The sequence below is a fragment of the Actinomadura graeca genome (genome assembly GCF_019175365.1).
Lineage (GTDB): Bacteria > Actinomycetota > Actinomycetes > Streptosporangiales > Streptosporangiaceae > Spirillospora > Spirillospora graeca.
Genome location: NZ_CP059572.1, coordinates 556,658 through 570,966 on the forward strand (window position 1 = coordinate 556,658; position 14,309 = coordinate 570,966).

Annotated in this window: 17 protein-coding genes; 7 read left to right on the plus strand and 10 right to left on the minus strand. The window is 73.4% G+C overall.

All coding sequences use genetic code 11. The annotated features are described in order from the left end of the window. Positions 1-56 precede the first annotated feature (56 nt). Positions 57-287: a hypothetical protein gene (locus AGRA3207_RS02755; protein WP_231332973.1), complete on the plus strand. Its 231-nt coding sequence runs from the start codon at positions 57-59 to the stop codon at positions 285-287. Here AGRA3207_RS02755 and AGRA3207_RS40070 read toward each other — a convergent pair. Genes AGRA3207_RS40070 through moaA form a run of 3 tightly spaced genes read right to left on the minus strand, consistent with a single transcriptional unit; the run spans position 284 to position 2,331 of the window. Then, complete coding sequence (locus tag AGRA3207_RS40070) at positions 284-706, minus strand: DUF6457 domain-containing protein (RefSeq protein ID WP_338028255.1); 423 nt, start codon at positions 704-706, stop codon at positions 284-286. The genes AGRA3207_RS02755 and AGRA3207_RS40070 overlap by 4 nt on opposite strands. 47 nt (positions 707-753) lie before the next feature. Beyond that, the gene (gene mobA, locus AGRA3207_RS02765) at positions 754-1,335 is read right to left on the minus strand and encodes a molybdenum cofactor guanylyltransferase (protein ID WP_231332974.1); all 582 of its coding nucleotides are present in this window, start codon (positions 1,333-1,335) and stop codon (positions 754-756) included. Between the two features lie 6 nt (positions 1,336-1,341). Beyond that, complete coding sequence (moaA, locus tag AGRA3207_RS02770; RefSeq protein ID WP_231332975.1) at positions 1,342-2,331, minus strand: GTP 3',8-cyclase MoaA; 990 nt, start codon at positions 2,329-2,331, stop codon at positions 1,342-1,344. A 174-nt stretch (positions 2,332-2,505) separates the two neighbouring features. On the opposite strand from moaA, the gene AGRA3207_RS02775 reads away from it, so the two are divergent. Together AGRA3207_RS02775 and AGRA3207_RS02780 are read left to right on the plus strand one after the other, a co-directional pair. Then, positions 2,506-3,312: an alpha/beta hydrolase gene (locus AGRA3207_RS02775; protein ID WP_420830860.1), complete on the plus strand. Its 807-nt coding sequence runs from the start codon at positions 2,506-2,508 to the stop codon at positions 3,310-3,312. A 58-nt stretch (positions 3,313-3,370) separates the two neighbouring features. Beyond that, positions 3,371-4,075: a nucleotidyltransferase domain-containing protein gene (locus AGRA3207_RS02780; protein ID WP_231332976.1), complete on the plus strand. Its 705-nt coding sequence runs from the start codon at positions 3,371-3,373 to the stop codon at positions 4,073-4,075. Between the two features lie 50 nt (positions 4,076-4,125). Here AGRA3207_RS02780 and AGRA3207_RS02785 read toward each other — a convergent pair whose 3' ends face one another. Continuing rightward, positions 4,126-4,920 (minus strand): SAM-dependent methyltransferase, encoded by a 795-nt coding sequence (locus AGRA3207_RS02785; RefSeq protein ID WP_231332977.1) that lies wholly within the window; start codon positions 4,918-4,920, stop codon positions 4,126-4,128. Between the two features lie 452 nt (positions 4,921-5,372). Between AGRA3207_RS02785 and AGRA3207_RS02790 the strand changes: the two genes are divergently transcribed. Beyond that, positions 5,373-5,750, plus strand: a complete 378-nt coding sequence (locus AGRA3207_RS02790; protein WP_231332978.1) for a hypothetical protein — start codon at positions 5,373-5,375, stop codon at positions 5,748-5,750. On the opposite strand, the gene AGRA3207_RS02795 is transcribed toward AGRA3207_RS02790, so the two are convergent. Beyond that, positions 5,747-6,331: a hypothetical protein gene (locus tag AGRA3207_RS02795; protein ID WP_231332979.1), complete on the minus strand. Its 585-nt coding sequence runs from the start codon at positions 6,329-6,331 to the stop codon at positions 5,747-5,749. The two genes, AGRA3207_RS02790 and AGRA3207_RS02795, sit on opposite strands and share 4 nt — an antisense overlap. Before the next feature lie 104 nt (positions 6,332-6,435). On the opposite strand from AGRA3207_RS02795, the gene AGRA3207_RS02800 reads away from it, so the two are divergent. Next, a complete protein-coding gene (locus AGRA3207_RS02800; protein WP_231332980.1) occupies positions 6,436-6,660 on the plus strand; it encodes a hypothetical protein in 225 nt (74 codons plus the stop codon). A gap of 226 nt (positions 6,661-6,886) precedes the next feature. On the opposite strand, the gene AGRA3207_RS02805 is transcribed toward AGRA3207_RS02800, so the two are convergent. From AGRA3207_RS02805 to AGRA3207_RS39725, 4 genes are all read right to left on the minus strand, one after another. Beyond that, on the minus strand, positions 6,887-7,834 hold the full coding sequence (locus tag AGRA3207_RS02805; protein WP_231332981.1) for a pentapeptide repeat-containing protein: 948 nt from the start codon (positions 7,832-7,834) through the stop codon (positions 6,887-6,889). 689 nt (positions 7,835-8,523) lie between these two features. Continuing rightward, complete coding sequence (locus AGRA3207_RS02810; protein ID WP_231332982.1) at positions 8,524-9,717, minus strand: RtcB family protein; 1,194 nt, start codon at positions 9,715-9,717, stop codon at positions 8,524-8,526. Between the two features lie 89 nt (positions 9,718-9,806). After that, complete coding sequence (locus AGRA3207_RS02815) at positions 9,807-11,489, minus strand: SelB domain-containing protein (protein ID WP_231332983.1); 1,683 nt, start codon at positions 11,487-11,489, stop codon at positions 9,807-9,809. 190 nt (positions 11,490-11,679) lie between these two features. Continuing rightward, the gene (locus AGRA3207_RS39725) at positions 11,680-11,802 is read right to left on the minus strand and encodes a hypothetical protein (protein ID WP_273699996.1); all 123 of its coding nucleotides are present in this window, start codon (positions 11,800-11,802) and stop codon (positions 11,680-11,682) included. On the opposite strand from AGRA3207_RS39725, the gene AGRA3207_RS02820 reads away from it, so the two are divergent. Further along, on the plus strand, positions 11,786-12,019 hold the full coding sequence (locus AGRA3207_RS02820; RefSeq protein WP_231332984.1) for a hypothetical protein: 234 nt from the start codon (positions 11,786-11,788) through the stop codon (positions 12,017-12,019). The two genes, AGRA3207_RS39725 and AGRA3207_RS02820, sit on opposite strands and share 17 nt — an antisense overlap. A 120-nt stretch (positions 12,020-12,139) precedes the next feature. Continuing rightward, the gene (locus AGRA3207_RS02825; RefSeq protein WP_231332985.1) at positions 12,140-14,029 is read left to right on the plus strand and encodes a propionyl-CoA synthetase; all 1,890 of its coding nucleotides are present in this window, start codon (positions 12,140-12,142) and stop codon (positions 14,027-14,029) included. Here AGRA3207_RS02825 and AGRA3207_RS02830 read toward each other — a convergent pair. After that, entirely contained in the window at positions 14,026-14,292 is a 267-nt protein-coding gene (locus AGRA3207_RS02830; protein ID WP_231332986.1) for a GlsB/YeaQ/YmgE family stress response membrane protein, read from the minus strand. The genes AGRA3207_RS02825 and AGRA3207_RS02830 overlap by 4 nt on opposite strands. Positions 14,293-14,309 lie beyond the last annotated feature (17 nt).

The window sequence follows — 14,309 nt, forward strand, 5'->3', positions numbered from 1 at the left end:
CCTATCCGGAGACGGCCGGGGCAAACGCGGTGCCCGGCTGTGCCAGAGTTGGCCGCATGACCGATTCCGCGCCCGAGACCGGCGCCGAGGAGCTCCAGTGCTCGGCCAAGGGCTGCCGGGCCGACGCCGTCTGGGCGCTGCGCTGGAACAACCCGAAGATCCACACACCGGACCGCCGGAAGGTCTGGCTGGCGTGCGACGAGCATCGCGAGAGCCTCTCGGCGTTCCTCGGGCGCCGCGACTTCCTGCGCGACGTCGTCCCGGTCGCCGAGCGCGAGACCCGCTAGACCTCGTCGAGGACGGGCGCGCCCGCGGGACCCGGCACGGCCTCCGACGAGCCCGCGGGCGCGGGCGCGGCCCCGGGCTCGGCGGCGTCGGGCGGGCCGTCACCCGCTGCGGGCGCGGGCCCCTGCGGGGAATCCCGCGCAGGCTCCGGAGCCGACTCCTGAGCGGGCGCCTGGGCGGACTCGTGGCCGGGCGCCTGCCAGCCCTCGGCCAGCTCGGTGAGCCGCGCGGCGGCGTCCCGCGCGGGCGCGCCGCGTCCGACCGCGAGGCCCAGCAGGTACGCCGTGAGCGGCGCTCCCGGCCGCGCGACGCCGTGCGCGACGTCGCGGGCCAGGTCCAGCACCAGGTCGCGGTCGATGTCCCCGCGCTCCAGGCCCAGCTCCAGGCACGCCGCCCTCATCCAGTCCTCCAGTACCGACATGCGTCCCCCTTCCGCGTCGCCATAGGCGGTGCCCACTCTCGCACGGGTCAAAGCACGCCGGGCCCGGCGAGGTCGTCGGCGCGGGCCAGATCCTCCGGCGTGTCGCAGTCGTACCAGGGCGGGCGCGGCCCGTCGGGCAACGCGACCGCGACCGGCTCCAGCGGGGCGAGCACGCCGCGCAGCGAGGAGCCCCCGTAGCCGGCGAGGGCGGCGCGGAGCGCGTCCGTCCGCCAGCAGCCGGCGAGCCACTGCTCGCGGCCGTCGCCGTCCACGAGCACGGCCCCGTCCCGGCCGCGCGCCGCGTCCACCTCGCGCAGCAGCCGGACGAGGTGGGCGGGACGCAGGAAGGGCAGGTCGGCGGCCAGCAGCGCCGTCCGGCCCGCGCGGACCTCGGCGAGCCCCGCGCGCAGGGCCGGGACCGGTCCCCCGCCCGGCGGGTCCTCCCGGACGAGCACGGCGCCCGGCAGGACGTCCCGCGGCGGCCCCACGACCACCAGCCGGGACGCGCCCGCCGCCGCGGCGGCCACCCACTCGATGAGGGGGCGCCCCCCGACGGGCACCGCGGGCTTGTCCGCGCCGCCGAGCCTGCGGGCCCGGCCGCCGGCCAGGACCACCGCGTCGAACGGCATCGGCGGTCAGCCGCCGATGGCCGACATCGGGCGCGAGGGCTGGAGGAAGGACGGGTCGTCGATGCCGTGCCCGGGGCGCTTGGCGCGGACGGCGGCGCGCCAGCGGCCGGCGAGCTCGGCGTCGGTGGCGCCGCCGCGCAGCGCGTCGCGCAGGCCGGACTCCTCGGTGGCGAACAGGCAGTTGCGGATCTGCCCGTCCGCGGTGAGCCGGACCCGGTCGCAGGCGCCGCAGAACGGGCGGGTCACCGAGCCGATCACCCCGACGGCCGCCGGGCCGCCGTCGACCAGGAACGCCTCGGCGGGGGCGCTGCCGCGGGCGTGCGCCTCGTCCGGCCGGAGCGTGAACGCCGCGGACAGCCGGTCGAGGATCTCGTCGGCGGTGATCATGTCGGCGCGCTTCCAGCCGTGCTGGGCGTCCAGCGGCATCTGCTCGATGAACCGGAGCCGGTAGCCGTGCTCCAGGCAGTACCGCAGCAGCGGGACGGCCTCGTGATCGTTGATCCCCCGCATGAGCACCGCGTTGACCTTCACCGGCTCCAGGCCCGCGTCCCGGGCCGCGGCGAGGCCCGCCAGGACGTCGCCGAGCCGGTCGCGGTGCGCCAGGCGCTTGAACGTCGCGGCGTCCAGGGTGTCGAGGGAGACGTTGACCCGGTCCAGGCCCGCGTCGGCGAGCGGCGCGGCCAGCCGGTCCAGCCCGATGCCGTTGGTGGTCAGCGACACCTGGGGACGCGGCGTCAGCGCGGCCGTGGCCCGCACGATGCCCGGCAGGCCGCGGCGCAGCAGCGGCTCCCCGCCGGTGTAGCGGACCTCGGTGATCCCGAGGTCGCGGACGCCGATGCCGACGAGGCGGAGCACCTCCTCGTCGGTGAGCAGCTCCGGCTTGGGCAGCCAGTCCAGCCCCTCCGGCGGCATGCAGTACGAGCACCGCAGATTGCACCTGTCGGTGAGGGAGACCCGCAGGTCCGTCGCGACGCGGCCGAAGGTGTCGGCGAGCACGGGCACCCCTTTCCTGCCTCTGGGCGGCCCGTCCCGCGGGCCGCCGCCTGTTCACGGTCGGTCGTCCCAGACTATTCCGGCGGGCGACGATCCGTCGCATCGCGGGCGGCGGAGTCCGGCCGTCCTGCCCGACAATCGTCCAAGACGGTCCGTTCCGATCGCGGGAGGCCAGGAGTGACAACGCCACAGGAGTGGGAGTTCGCGGGGACGCGGGGCGCCGTCACCGCGCGGATCTGGGCGGCGCCCGAACCCCGCTACGTCGCCGTGCTCGTCCACGGGTACGGCGAGCACCTCGGCCGCTACGGGCACGTCGCGGACGCGCTCGTCCGGCACGGCGCCACGGTCTGCGGGCCCGACCACATGGGGCACGGGCGCTCGGCGGGCGACCGCGTCCTGATCGAGGACTACGAGGACGTCGTCGCCGACGTCCGCACGGTCGCCCGGGCGGCGGCCGGGGACCACCCGGGCCTGCCGGTCGTGATGATCGGCCATTCGATGGGCGGGCTGGTCGCCGCCCGGTACGCGCAGCTCCACGGCGGGGACCTCGCGGCGCTGGTGCTGTCCGCGCCGGTGCTGGGCCGCTGGCACGTCGTGGACGCGCTGCTCCCGCTGGAGGAGATGCCCGGCACGCCCCTCGACCCGTCCACGCTGTCCCGCGACGCGTCAGTGGGCGAGGCGTACGCCGCGGACCCGCTCGTCTGGCACGGGCCGTTCAAGAAGCCCACCGTCCGGGCCCTGGACGCGGCGCTCCGGCGGATCAACGGGTACGGCTCCCTCGGGGCGCTGCCCGTCCTCTACCTGCACGGGACCGCCGACGAGCTGGTCCGGCCGGAGGACACCCGGGTCGGCATTGAGGCGGTCCGCGGCGAGGGCCTCACCGAGCGGCACTACCCGGGCGCCCGCCACGAGGTCTTCAACGAGACCAACCGCGCCGAGGTCCTCGGCGACGTGACCGCGTTCGTCGACCGCGTCCTCCCCTGAGACCCGGGCGGCGGAAATGACGTGCCGGTCCGTCACCGGCTCCGCCATGATGGGGATCATGACGGCCCCTGGGAACGTGCTCCTCTACGGGATCGTGGGGTCCACCGCCTACGGCCTCGCCGGGCCCGGCTCCGACATCGACCGGCTCGGCGTCTACGCGGCGCCCACCATCGCCTTCCACGGCCTGAACCCGCCCACCGGACGGCAGGCGACCGTCGTCACCGCGCAACCGGACGTGACGTTCCACGAGGCCGCCAAGTTCGCGACGCTGTGCCTGGGCATGAACCCGACGGTCACCGAGCTGCTCTGGCTGCCGGACGAGTTGTACGAGGCCCGCACCCCGCTCGGGGACCGGCTCATCGGCCTCCGGGAGGCGTTCCTGTCCGCCCGCCGGGTCAAGGACGCCTACCTCGGCTACGCCGTGTCCCAGTTCCGCCGCATGGAGTCACGCGACGCGTCCTCCGGGGCCGGGACCGCGAAGAAGACCGCCAAGCACGCCCGGCACCTCGCCCGCCTCGTCCACCAGGGCCTTCTCCTGTACAGTGGCGGGACGCTCGACGTCCGGCTCCAGGATCCGCAGTGGTACCTCGACTTCGGGGAGCGCGTCGCGGCCGGCGACCTCACCGCGGCACGGGACGTCCTCGCGAAGGCCGAGGCCGACTTCGCCGCCGCCCGCACTCCCCTGCCAGAGGAGCCCGACCGCGCCCGCGTCGAGGAGTGGCTGCACACCGTCCGCGCCGCCCACCTCCCGCGGCCTTCCTGACGACCGCGCCGGATCTTCACCGCCCACGCGCTGCACCGCGCGGCTAGGGACTAAGGCCGCTTGCGGGCGACGCCACCGGCGCAGGCGACCTCGGGAAGCGAGCCCCACGGCGCGGAGTCGGGCCGCCACCGCGTCACGGGCACGACGCCGGGCTCGACCATCTCCAGGCCGTCGAGATAGCCGGCGATGTCGTCCAGGCTCCGGGGCGTGTAGGCGACCGCGCCACTGCCTGCGTTGTAGGCGCGGATGGCCTCCATGTAGGCCGGGTCGGTGTCGGTGCCGTCGTAGACCGCCAGGTAGCTCCCCGGAGCCAACGCCGCCATGAGCCGCGCCACGATCGCGCGGGCGCGGTCGTAGTCGTCCACCAGGCCCAGGATCCCCATGAGCATGAGCGCCACCGGACGGGTCAGGTCGAGCGTGCGTGCGGCCTCCGCGAGGATGGCGTCCGGGTCGCGGACGTCCGCCTCGACGTAGTCGGTGGCGCCCTCGGGGCTGCTCGTCAGCAGAGCCCTCGCATGCACCAGCACCAGCGGGTCGTTGTCGACGTAGACGACGCGCGCCTCGGGCGCGACCCGCTGCGCGACCTCGTGGGTGTTGTCCATGGTGGGCAGCCCGGTGCCGATGTCCAGGAACTGGAGGATCCCGGCGTCGCCCGCCAGGTACCGCACCACCCGGATGAGCATGTACCGGGAGTGGCGCGCCATGTCGACCATCCCCGGAAAGGTCTGGAAGACCCTCTCACCGGCCTGCCGGTCGACGGGATAGTTGTCCTTACCGCCGAGCAGGAAGTTCCAGACCCGCGCCGAATGCGGCACGGACGTGTCGATCCTGGGGTCTGCGCTCACGGCGCCTCCTCCGGTCAGGGCCCCGTACCCTACGCCGAAGCCGTCCCGAAAGTGACAGACACGGCACGAACGGTATCGGCCCGGGGTGTCCGCTAGAAGCGCGTGGTGCCATCGCTCCTGGCCGCCTGGCGCACTTGCTCGGCCGCCGGCCCGCCACGCAGACCGTGCAGGTCCGCGCCGCATCAGGGCCGACCGCGCCTGATTGACAGCCCCACCCGCTCGGCCGCCGTCAACGACGCCCGCTCGGCGTCGCCCAGCCGGACGCGCTCACCGGCCAGCCGCCGCGCCGCAGGCCCCACAGCGCCGCCACAACACCCAGTGCCAGCCCTGTCAACACCATGAAATCCCTCGGCATGGCGTCCCCCTAACAGCGAGTCGCTTCCCCGACTCCTTCGCCTCTCTGACGGTGCGCATACTCTTGCCGTGACACCTTCACCGATCGGAGCAGCTCGATGGACACGACATTCGGACAGGGCGATGAAGAGCTCAGCGAGCACATCTCTTCGATCAATATGGACGAACTCCGTCAGATGGCAGAAGACTTGCAGAATCTCGGGGCGGTCCTGGAGACCCCTGCCGGTCACGTGCCACATGTCACCGTGACGGCAGGTGACGTCACCGCCGAATTATTCCAGGTCACCGATAGAAACGCACCGAACCTGCAACGCGCCCTCCTCCGGGACGACCACTATTACATGCTGATCGTCGACGGCCGCCTCAAAGGGGTCGTCTTCTCGGAAGAACTGGCCGCCGTACTCGCGGCGGTCCTCGCCACTACGGCCGGCGAGGCCGGGCAAACGGATGCCCGGCCCCTCGAAGAACGACCCTAGAAGCACCACCAGCTCTTCTCGCCGCTTGTCGCGGCGTTGGTGGCGTTCTGGCCCCTGTAGGTGACGGTGAGCCAGGTCTTCGTGCGGTACTTGTGAGATCCGTGTGCGTCATGAGAGCACTTGTACGAGGCCGTCGACCTGGACGCACGGCCGATGTTGCAGCCGCGCTTCACCGACCCGTTGGCGACGACGCTCCACACCCCTTCAAAGGTGAAGTACTCTTCGAGGTCGGTTTCCACCCGACAGTCATCAGGCTTGGGCACGGTGCATCGCACGATTTCACCCTGCGCGATGATCGGTGGCTTGTTGTAGATGAGAGTGTCCGGGTCATCTGCCCTCACGACACATCCCACCACGGGCGCGTTGACATTTTTCACCGCTGCGAGGACGGCCTGTCCGCTCTTCACGTCGATACCAGCGAACGCGGAGGAATCACCCCCCGCTCCACCAGGCTTCCCGGGCAGCGTATCCGAGCCCGCACCCGGCGTGGGACCGGTAGCCGCATCGGCCAAGTTCGGAGCGAACGCCACGGCTAAGAGCCCCGCAGCCGCAGCAGCGGAAATCCTCGTCTTGATCTTCATTTCCCACCTTCCGGCTCTGTCCAGACAAATTCTGTCAAGCGGGGAAGCGGGGTTGGTCAGAATCTGCCTGATCTTGACAAGAACCCGCAAGCGCGAGACCGACTGTGGTCACCTTCCGCACCCCATGCCCCGGCGCCGAGCCCGTCGTCCTGGCCGCCCTGACCCCGCCCGGCCTGAGCCTCCGTACGAGCCCGACCCGCGTGCTCACCGCGCTCGGCGACGAGCGCCAGGTCCGTCCGCGCAGCTGGAGGCCGCGCTGCCCGCACGCCTGTGGCGCCGACTGGCCATCACGCGGCGTGTCCCGCGTCCCCGCCGACGGATCGCCGTGACGCAACCCGCGCCGCCAGTCTTTGCAGTGCCACCACCTACAAGGACGAGGACGCCGCCGATGGCCGAGGACGATCTGCAGGCAGGCGGCCCCTCCGGCGGTGACGGAGAAGACGACGGCAGCGAAGACGGCCAGGCGCACGTTCTACCCCGACCTACGGCGATCGGCCCGACTGCGGATACGCACCCATGTTGATCCCCGTGCTGCCGAGCTCTCGTGCGTTGGCCCTAGAAGCGTGTGGAGGCATCGGTCCTGGCCACCATTCGCAACTGCTTTGGCGTGGGAGCACCCATGGATGCGCGCAGGTCCGCTCCACGCAAGTCCGTGTGCGTCAGATCCGCGCCGAAAAGCTTCGCGCCGGACAGGTATGCCCCGCGCAGGTCCGCGCCGGACAGCTTCGCGCCGGTCAGGTCCGCGTGCGCCAGGTCCGCGTGGGTCACGTCCGCACCGGTCAGGTTCGCGCCGGACAGCTTCGCGATGGACAGCTTCACGCCAGACAGGTTCTTGCCATGAAGGTCGGCATCGCGCAGATCGACGGTGCCCAGATGAAGCTGGGCCCGGCCGAGCACAGTCAGAGCCGATTCAACGTCCACCGCCAGCCGGGTCCTGTCCGACCCCGCCGGTGGCCTGTCCTGGGCGTGGCTACGGATGTAGGCGGCCAGCACCTCGATGATGGTTGGGCGGTCGCGCGAGGAGTCGGCCATCAGCCGTTCCAGTGCGTAGATCCCGCCCATGCGCACCTCGGGCCTGCCCGACCCCAGTTGCTCGATCGCCTTGGTGTAGCGATCGGTGACCTGGGCCTGCCGGCTGATGTCCAGGGTCCGTGCAGTGTAGATCAGGCCAGCTGCGGTGAACGCCACGCCCACGATCACCACCAGCCCGGTCACCGACTGCATCAGCGCCGACCGCGACTGGTTGACCGCCTCCACCCGCTCGGCTGCCGTCAGTGATCTCCGTTCGGCCGGAGTCAACTCGGCGTGCTCGCCCGACAGCCAGCGCGCAACTGGTCCGAGCAAACCCCATAACGCCAGTACCGCCGCGCCGACCACGGCCCCGCCCGCAAGCAGCCACCGCACCGTGTCCGACGGCCGCCACACCATCGCACCCCAGACGGCCGCCAGCACCCCCAGCGCCAACGCCGTCGCCACCAGTTCCTGTGCCCTCGGCCGCTGCATGATCCACCCCCTCGACACCTGAAACGCGCGCCAGGAAGACATGTATCGTTCCGGCACCGCGGCGTGATGCCCTTTCTGTCGAAGTTGCACGGAAACCCGGTCGGACTCGGTCGAATGTGTGTGCGAGTGCGACGTACGCTGACCTCGTTAACTCCCCCGGTCCGCCGCGTCGACGGCGGTCGCCGGACTCGTCCACGACGGGCGCGTCCATCTCGCGGAAGTTGTGCCGGGCCCTCAAGCCCAGAGCCGGACGGCGAGGATCTGGGGCGCTTCATGGTGACCACCTTCGTCGACGCCGTCCGGTCTACGCTGCGTGACTGCGGATGATTGCCCGCGGACGACGAGCGCCAGGACGGCGGCAGGTTCCTGGCGGGCGTCCGTGGGCGCCTGTCTGAGATCAAGGACGACTTCAAGGTCGGCGAGGCAGCCAGCGGGTATGCCGCGATCGGCTGCGGCGTGGACCCGGCGCTCGGCGCGCTGTATGCCACCGCGCGCTCCTCCCGCCGAGGCGGCGCCTGGCGGACGGTACTGGAGGGCGCAGCAGGAGTGCGCGCCCGTTCGCGTTGCCCGGCAGGGCACATCCCGGCACACGGACCCCGGGGAAGTGCCCGGGATCTGCCGGGGACTCTTGGGGAACACTTCTCCGGGGCCAGCGATTCGCGGTTTCACCGCACGTCACCTGCAGGGGTTCAGCCCTTGATGCAGATGAGCTGGCGGAGGTGGGCCACTACCTCGACCAGGTCGGACTGGGCCTCGATCACCGTCTCCAGGTCCTTGTAGGCGGCGGGGATCTCGTCGATGATGCCGCCGTCCTTGCGGCATTCGACGCCGCGGGTCTGCTCGACCACGTCGTCCACGGTGTAGGTCCTGCGGGCCTTGGTGCGGCTCATCCGGCGGCCCGCGCCGTGGGAGGCGGAGTTGAAGGCGGTCTCGTTGCCGAGGCCGCGGACGATGTAGGTGCCGGTCGCCATCGAGCCCGGGATGATGCCGAGGTCGCCGGAGGCGGCGCGGATCGCGCCCTTGCGGGTGACGAGCAGGTCGACGCCGTCGTACTCCTCCTCCGCCACGTAGTTGTGGTGGCAGGAGATGACCTCGCCCCACGTGCAGCGGGCCTCGCCGAAGCGCTTGGTGACGACGTCCTGCGCGAGCGCCATCATCATCGCGCGGTTGCGGCGCGCGTACTCCTGCGCCCAGAACAGGTCGTGGCGGTAGGCGTCCATCGTCGTGGTGCCGGAGAGGAACACGGCGAGGTCGGCGTCCGGGAGGTCCTGGTTGTGCGGGAGCCTGCGGGCGGCCTCGACGTGGTGCTCGGCCAGCTCGTTGCCGATGTTGCGGGAACCCGAGTGCAGGACGAGCCAGATCGCGCCGTCGCCGTCCGCGCACAGCTCCAGGAAGTGGTTGCCGCCGCCGAGCGAGCCCATCTGCTTGCGCGCGCGGCCGAGGCGGGCGCGCACCGCCGGGTGCAGGTCGTCGAACGCCTTCCAGAAGTCGTACCAGCCGCGCTCCTTCAGGCTCGGGAGGCCGGACGGGTCGACCGGCTGCCGGTGCGCGCCGCGGCCGACGGGGACCGCGCGCTCCAGCCTGTGCCGGATTCCGGCGAGGTCGTCCGGCATGTCCTCGACGGTGAGGGACGACCCGGCGGCGGTCATCCCGCAGCCGATGTCCACGCCGACGGCGGCGGGCGACACCGCGTCGCGCATCGCGATCACCGAGCCGACCGTGGTGCCCTTGCCGTAGTGGACGTCCGGCATGACGGCGAGGCCCTCCACCCACGGCAGGGCGGAGACGTTGCGGAGCTGGTCGAGGGCGATGTCCTCGACGGTGTCGGGGTCGGCCCACATCCGGATGGGAACGCGGCCGCCCTTGAGCGTCTGGTACGGCATGCCTTCTCCTTGTGCGGGGTCCGGACCGTGATCTATGACGCCAGAAACGCCGTGTGCGTTTCAAAGGGTTTTTCCCGCATGGGCGGGTGTCATGACCGGCGGCGCTCGGTGAGCCCGAGGCCGTCCAGGTGCCGCAGGAGGGCGACGGCGACCCGGCGGCTCGTCGCCAGCGCGTCGCCCGCCTGGCCCGGCGTGAACGGCTGCGGGAGCTCCGACAGGATCCGCAGCGCCTCCCGGTCGGCGCCCGGCAGCAGGACGACGCCGTCCGCGAGGCGCAGGACGGCGCCCGCGCGTTCGGCGGCCGCGAGGGCGCCGCCGGTGAGGCCCAGCTCGGCGAGCCGTTCGGGGCGGGGCGCCTCGAACGGCGCGCGTTCCATGTCGGCGCGGAGCCGGTCGACGGCCTCGGCGAGGCCCGCGGGCAGGGCCGGGGCGGGCCCGTGGACGCGCCCCGCCCGCAGGCGCAGCGGCGGCCGGACGAGCGCGGCGGTCAGCCGCCGGGTCGGCAGGCCGAGGCGGAGCCGGGCGGTCTCCAGCGGGACGCCCGGGGTCAGCGGGCGGTCGGCGGCGTGCCGGGACACCTCCTCGGCGAGGCGCTCGTGGAGCGAGTCCCAGTAGGCGGGGTCGGCGTACCAGCCGCCGTCCAGGGCGATCGCGTCCTTCGGCGGCGCGCAGCCCATCAGGTCCAGCTCGGACCGCCGGAGCAGGCCGTGGCGGCGCAGAACCACCGACCCGCCGGGACGGTCCGGCCAGGACGCCAGCTCCCGCGCGCGTGCCGCCCCGGCGCCGCGGCGGACGAGGGTCGGCGGGCGGACGTCCAGGACGCTCACCCCGGCGACGGTGCGGCGGACGGGGTCGCGCAGCAGGCCGGTGTCGCCGACGTGCAGCGCCAGCCGCGCGTTGAGGGTCAGCCGGGCCGTGTCGGGGCCGAGCGGCCGCAGGCGCACCGCGACGGCGGCGGAGCCGATGTGCAGGATCATCTGCCGCGCGAGGCGCCCGGCGGCCTCGCCGAAGCGGGTGCGGACGTCGACGCAGGTCGTGTGCGTCCAGCGGCCGGGGCTGATGGCGGCGGTCACCGGCCCGTCGCCGCGCAGGGCGACGGTGACGCGGGCGTATCCGCGGACGGAGCGGCGGGGCTCGCCGTCGCACTCGATCGATTCGACGCGGCGGCGGGCGCCCGACGGCAGGAGGAGCAGCTCGTCGCCGGTCCGGATCGTCCCGGCGCCGAGCGTGCCGGTGACGGCGGTGAGCCCGGCGGCGCGGCGCGTGCGGTCGGCCCACAGCCGGACCGGGGCGCCGGGGTCGGGGACCGGGACGCGGCCGGAGAGCCGTCCCAGGGCGGCCGCCAGCTCGTCGATCCCGGCGCGGGTGACGGTGCTGACCGCGACGGTCTCGATGCCGCGCAGGGACGTCCCGGCGAGCCGCTCGCGGGCCTGGCGCAGGACGAGCCTCGGGTCGGCGACGTCGGAGCGGGTGACGGCGAGGACGCCGTGCCGGACGCCGAGGGCGTCGAGCGCCGCCAGGTGCTCGCCCGACCGCGGCCGCCAGCCCTCGTCGGCGGCGACGGCGAACAGCACGGCGGGCGCCGGGCCGGCCGCGGCGATCACGGCGGGGACGGAGTGCTCGCCGCCGGGCGCGTCCACGAACGCGACGCGGCCGCCCGAGGGCAGGTCCGTCCAGGCGTCGCGGGGTCCCTCCGGGTCCATGCCGGTGAGCGCGCGCACGAGCGCCGACTTGCCGTGCCCGGCATGCCCGGCGGTGGCGACTACGTGCATCGGCGCCGTTCCCGGACGGGGGAGGCAACGGCCCGGGGCGCCGCGGTGCGGGGGTGGTGCAGACGAAGGTCCACGGAAGGCAACCCTAGGGACGCCGGACCGGCAGGGAAACCCGAGGGGGCCCACACTGCGAGATGGCAAATCTCACGGGACGGCGCGGGACGCGGGGGCGGCTGCCGGTTCGCGCTGGTCAGGGCCCGTTCGGGACCGTTCCGGCGTCGAGCCTGTCGCGGTGGGCCCCGAAGTCGTCGAGCATCCGGTGGACGAGACCGGCGAACCGCTCGCGCTCGCCGCCGTTGGACCAGAGCGGCATCGCGAGCGGGATCGACTCCCTGGTCCGCACCACCGGCGGCGGCGTCGCGGGCGCGGTGACGGCGTCGATCCTGGCCGGGCGCGTGATCGCCGGGACGGGCGTGCCGTCGCTCGGCGCCTATGAGCTGTGCTTCTGGATCGTCGCGGCGGGCGCCGCCCCGGCCGCCGTGGTCGCCCTCGTCCACGGCCTGCGCCACCCGCATCGCAGGCCCGGCTGACCACCGGCGGGGACGATCGTGACGGCGCGGGGCCTTGACGAACGGCACCCGCGCCGTGCCCTATAGGTGTGCGCCCCGAAATGCGGATTGGGGCCAGGGGACCGCACCTGGAGGAACGAAATGGGGGCCTACGCCGCCGCGTACGAGCGCAGCATCGCCGATCCGACCCGTTTCTGGGGGCTGGCCGCCCGGGACATCCGCTGGCTCGTCCCGCCGGACCGCGTGCTGGACGACGGCGCGCCGCCGTTCTACCGCTGGTTCACCGGCGGTGAGCTGAACACCTGCGACAACGCCCTGGACCGGCACGTGGAGGAGGGACGCGGCGACCAGGCCGCCCTGATCTATGACAGTCCGGTCACCGGGACGAAGCGCTCCTACACCTTCCGGGAGCTGACCGCCCTCGTCGCCCGGTTCGCGGGGGCGCTGCGCGCGCAGGGCGTCGACCGCGGCGACCGCGTCATCATCTACCTGCCGATGGTCCCCGAGGCGGTCGTGGCGATGCTGGCGTGCGCCCGGCTCGGCGCCGTCCACTCGGTGGTGTTCGGCGGGTTCGCGGCGCCGGAGCTGGCCGTCCGGATCGACGACGCCCGGCCCAAGGCGATCGTGTCGGCGTCCTGCGGCATCGAGGGCGGCCGGATCGTCCCCTACAAACCGCTGCTCGACAAGGCCCTCGAACTGGCCAGGCACAAGGTGGAACGGTGCGTCATCCGGCAGCGCGAGCAGCTGCACGCCGACCTCGTCCGGCCGCGGGACGTGGAGTGGGACGAGGCGATCGCGGGCGCCGAGGCCGCCGAGTGCGTGCCGGTCGCCGCCACCGACCCCCTCTACATCCTGTACACGTCCGGGACGACCGGGCGGCCCAAGGGCGTCGTCCGCGACAACGGCGGGCACGCTGTGGCGCTGCGCTGGTCCATGGAGAACGTCTACGGGGTCGGCCCCGGTGACGTGTTCTGGGCGGCGTCCGACGTCGGCTGGGTCGTCGGGCACTCCTACATCGTGTACGCGCCGCTCCTGACGGGCTGCACGACCGTCCTGTACGAGGGCAAGCCGGTGGGCACGCCCGACGCGGGCGCGTTCTGGCGCGTCGCCGCCGAGCACCGGGTCAAGGCGCTGTTCGCCGCGCCCACGGCGATCCGGGCGATCAAGAAGGAGGACCCGGAGGGCGCGCTGCTCGCCGGGCACGACCTGTCCGCGCTGGACACCCTGTTCCTCGCCGGGGAGCGGACCGACCCCGACACCTACCGCTGGGCGACCCGCGTCCTGGACCGTCCCGTCGTCGACCACTGGTGGCAGACCGAGACGGGCTGGCCGATCGTGGCGAACCTGCGCGGGCTGGAGCCGATGCCGATCAAGGCCGGGTCCCCGTCGGTGCCCGTCCCCGGGTACGACGTGCGCGTCCTCGGCCCGGACGGCGGGCCCGTCCCGCCGGGTGCGGACGGCGACATCGCGCTGCGGCTGCCCCTGCCGCCGGGCACCCTGCCGACCCTGTGGCAGGACGACGAGCGGTTCGTCGAGTCCTACCTCACCCGGCACCCGGGCCACTACCTCACCGGCGACGGCGGGCACGTCGACGAGGACGGCTACGTGTGGGTCATGGGCCGCACCGACGACGTCATCAACGTGGCCGGCCACCGCCTGTCCACCGGGACGATGGAGGAGGTCATCGCCGCGCATCCGGCGGTCGCCGAGTGCGCGGTGATCGGCGTCCACGACGCGCTCAAGGGCCAGGTGCCCCGCGGGCTCGTCGTGCTGAAGAGCGGCGTGCTCGCCGAGCCGGACGAGCTGGCCGCCGAGCTGGTGCGGATGGTGCGCGACCAGGTCGGGCCCGTCGCGGCGCTCAAGGAGATCACGATCGTCGCGGCGCTGCCCAAGACCAGGTCGGGCAAGATCCTGCGGGGCGTGATGCGCGGCATCGCCGACGGGCAGGAGGTCACCGTCCCGTCCACGATCGAGGACCCGGCCGTCCTGGACGGCCTCCGCGCCGTCCTGCGGCCCCCGGCGCGGGACTAGCGGGCGGACGTCGGCCAGAACACCGCCACGAGGTACACCCCGACCGCGGCCAGCACGATCTGGAAGAACGTCTCCCAGTAGTCCCAGCCCGGGCGCTCCAGCCCGAACAGGTGCGTCAGCGCCGTCCCCGCTATGGCCGCGACGATGCCGACCGCGACCAGCAGCCAGCCCGGCATACTCCGCCGGTCCGGCACGGTCAGCCGTCCCAGCACGCCGATGACGGCGCCCAGGACGATGGCGGCGGCGATCCCCCCGATGGTCATGCGCGCTCCCCCGGTCG

What these genes read in the sequence shown, in the direction of transcription:
- AGRA3207_RS02795 (WP_231332979.1), bottom strand. Translation starts at nt 6,331, where the DNA reads ATGAAGATCAAGACGAGGATTTCCGCTGCTGCGGCTGCGGGGCTCTTA.
- AGRA3207_RS02830 (WP_231332986.1), bottom strand. Translation starts at nt 14,292, where the DNA reads ATGACCATCGGGGGGATCGCCGCCGCCATCGTCCTGGGCGCCGTCATC.
- AGRA3207_RS02805 (WP_231332981.1), bottom strand. Translation starts at nt 7,834, where the DNA reads ATGCAGCGGCCGAGGGCACAGGAACTGGTGGCGACGGCGTTGGCGCTG.
- AGRA3207_RS39725 (WP_273699996.1), bottom strand. Translation starts at nt 11,802, where the DNA reads ATGCCGCTCTGGTCCAACGGCGGCGAGCGCGAGCGGTTCGCCGGTCTC.
- AGRA3207_RS02790 (WP_231332978.1), top strand. Translation starts at nt 5,373, where the DNA reads ATGGACACGACATTCGGACAGGGCGATGAAGAGCTCAGCGAGCACATC.
- AGRA3207_RS02780 (WP_231332976.1), top strand. Translation starts at nt 3,371, where the DNA reads ATGACGGCCCCTGGGAACGTGCTCCTCTACGGGATCGTGGGGTCCACC.
- AGRA3207_RS02810 (WP_231332982.1), bottom strand. Translation starts at nt 9,717, where the DNA reads ATGCCGTACCAGACGCTCAAGGGCGGCCGCGTTCCCATCCGGATGTGG.
- AGRA3207_RS40070 (WP_338028255.1), bottom strand. Translation starts at nt 706, where the DNA reads ATGTCGGTACTGGAGGACTGGATGAGGGCGGCGTGCCTGGAGCTGGGC.
- AGRA3207_RS02755 (WP_231332973.1), top strand. Translation starts at nt 57, where the DNA reads ATGACCGATTCCGCGCCCGAGACCGGCGCCGAGGAGCTCCAGTGCTCG.
- AGRA3207_RS02815 (WP_231332983.1), bottom strand. Translation starts at nt 11,489, where the DNA reads ATGCACGTAGTCGCCACCGCCGGGCATGCCGGGCACGGCAAGTCGGCG.
- AGRA3207_RS02825 (WP_231332985.1), top strand. Translation starts at nt 12,140, where the DNA reads ATGGGGGCCTACGCCGCCGCGTACGAGCGCAGCATCGCCGATCCGACC.
- mobA (WP_231332974.1), bottom strand. Translation starts at nt 1,335, where the DNA reads ATGCCGTTCGACGCGGTGGTCCTGGCCGGCGGCCGGGCCCGCAGGCTC.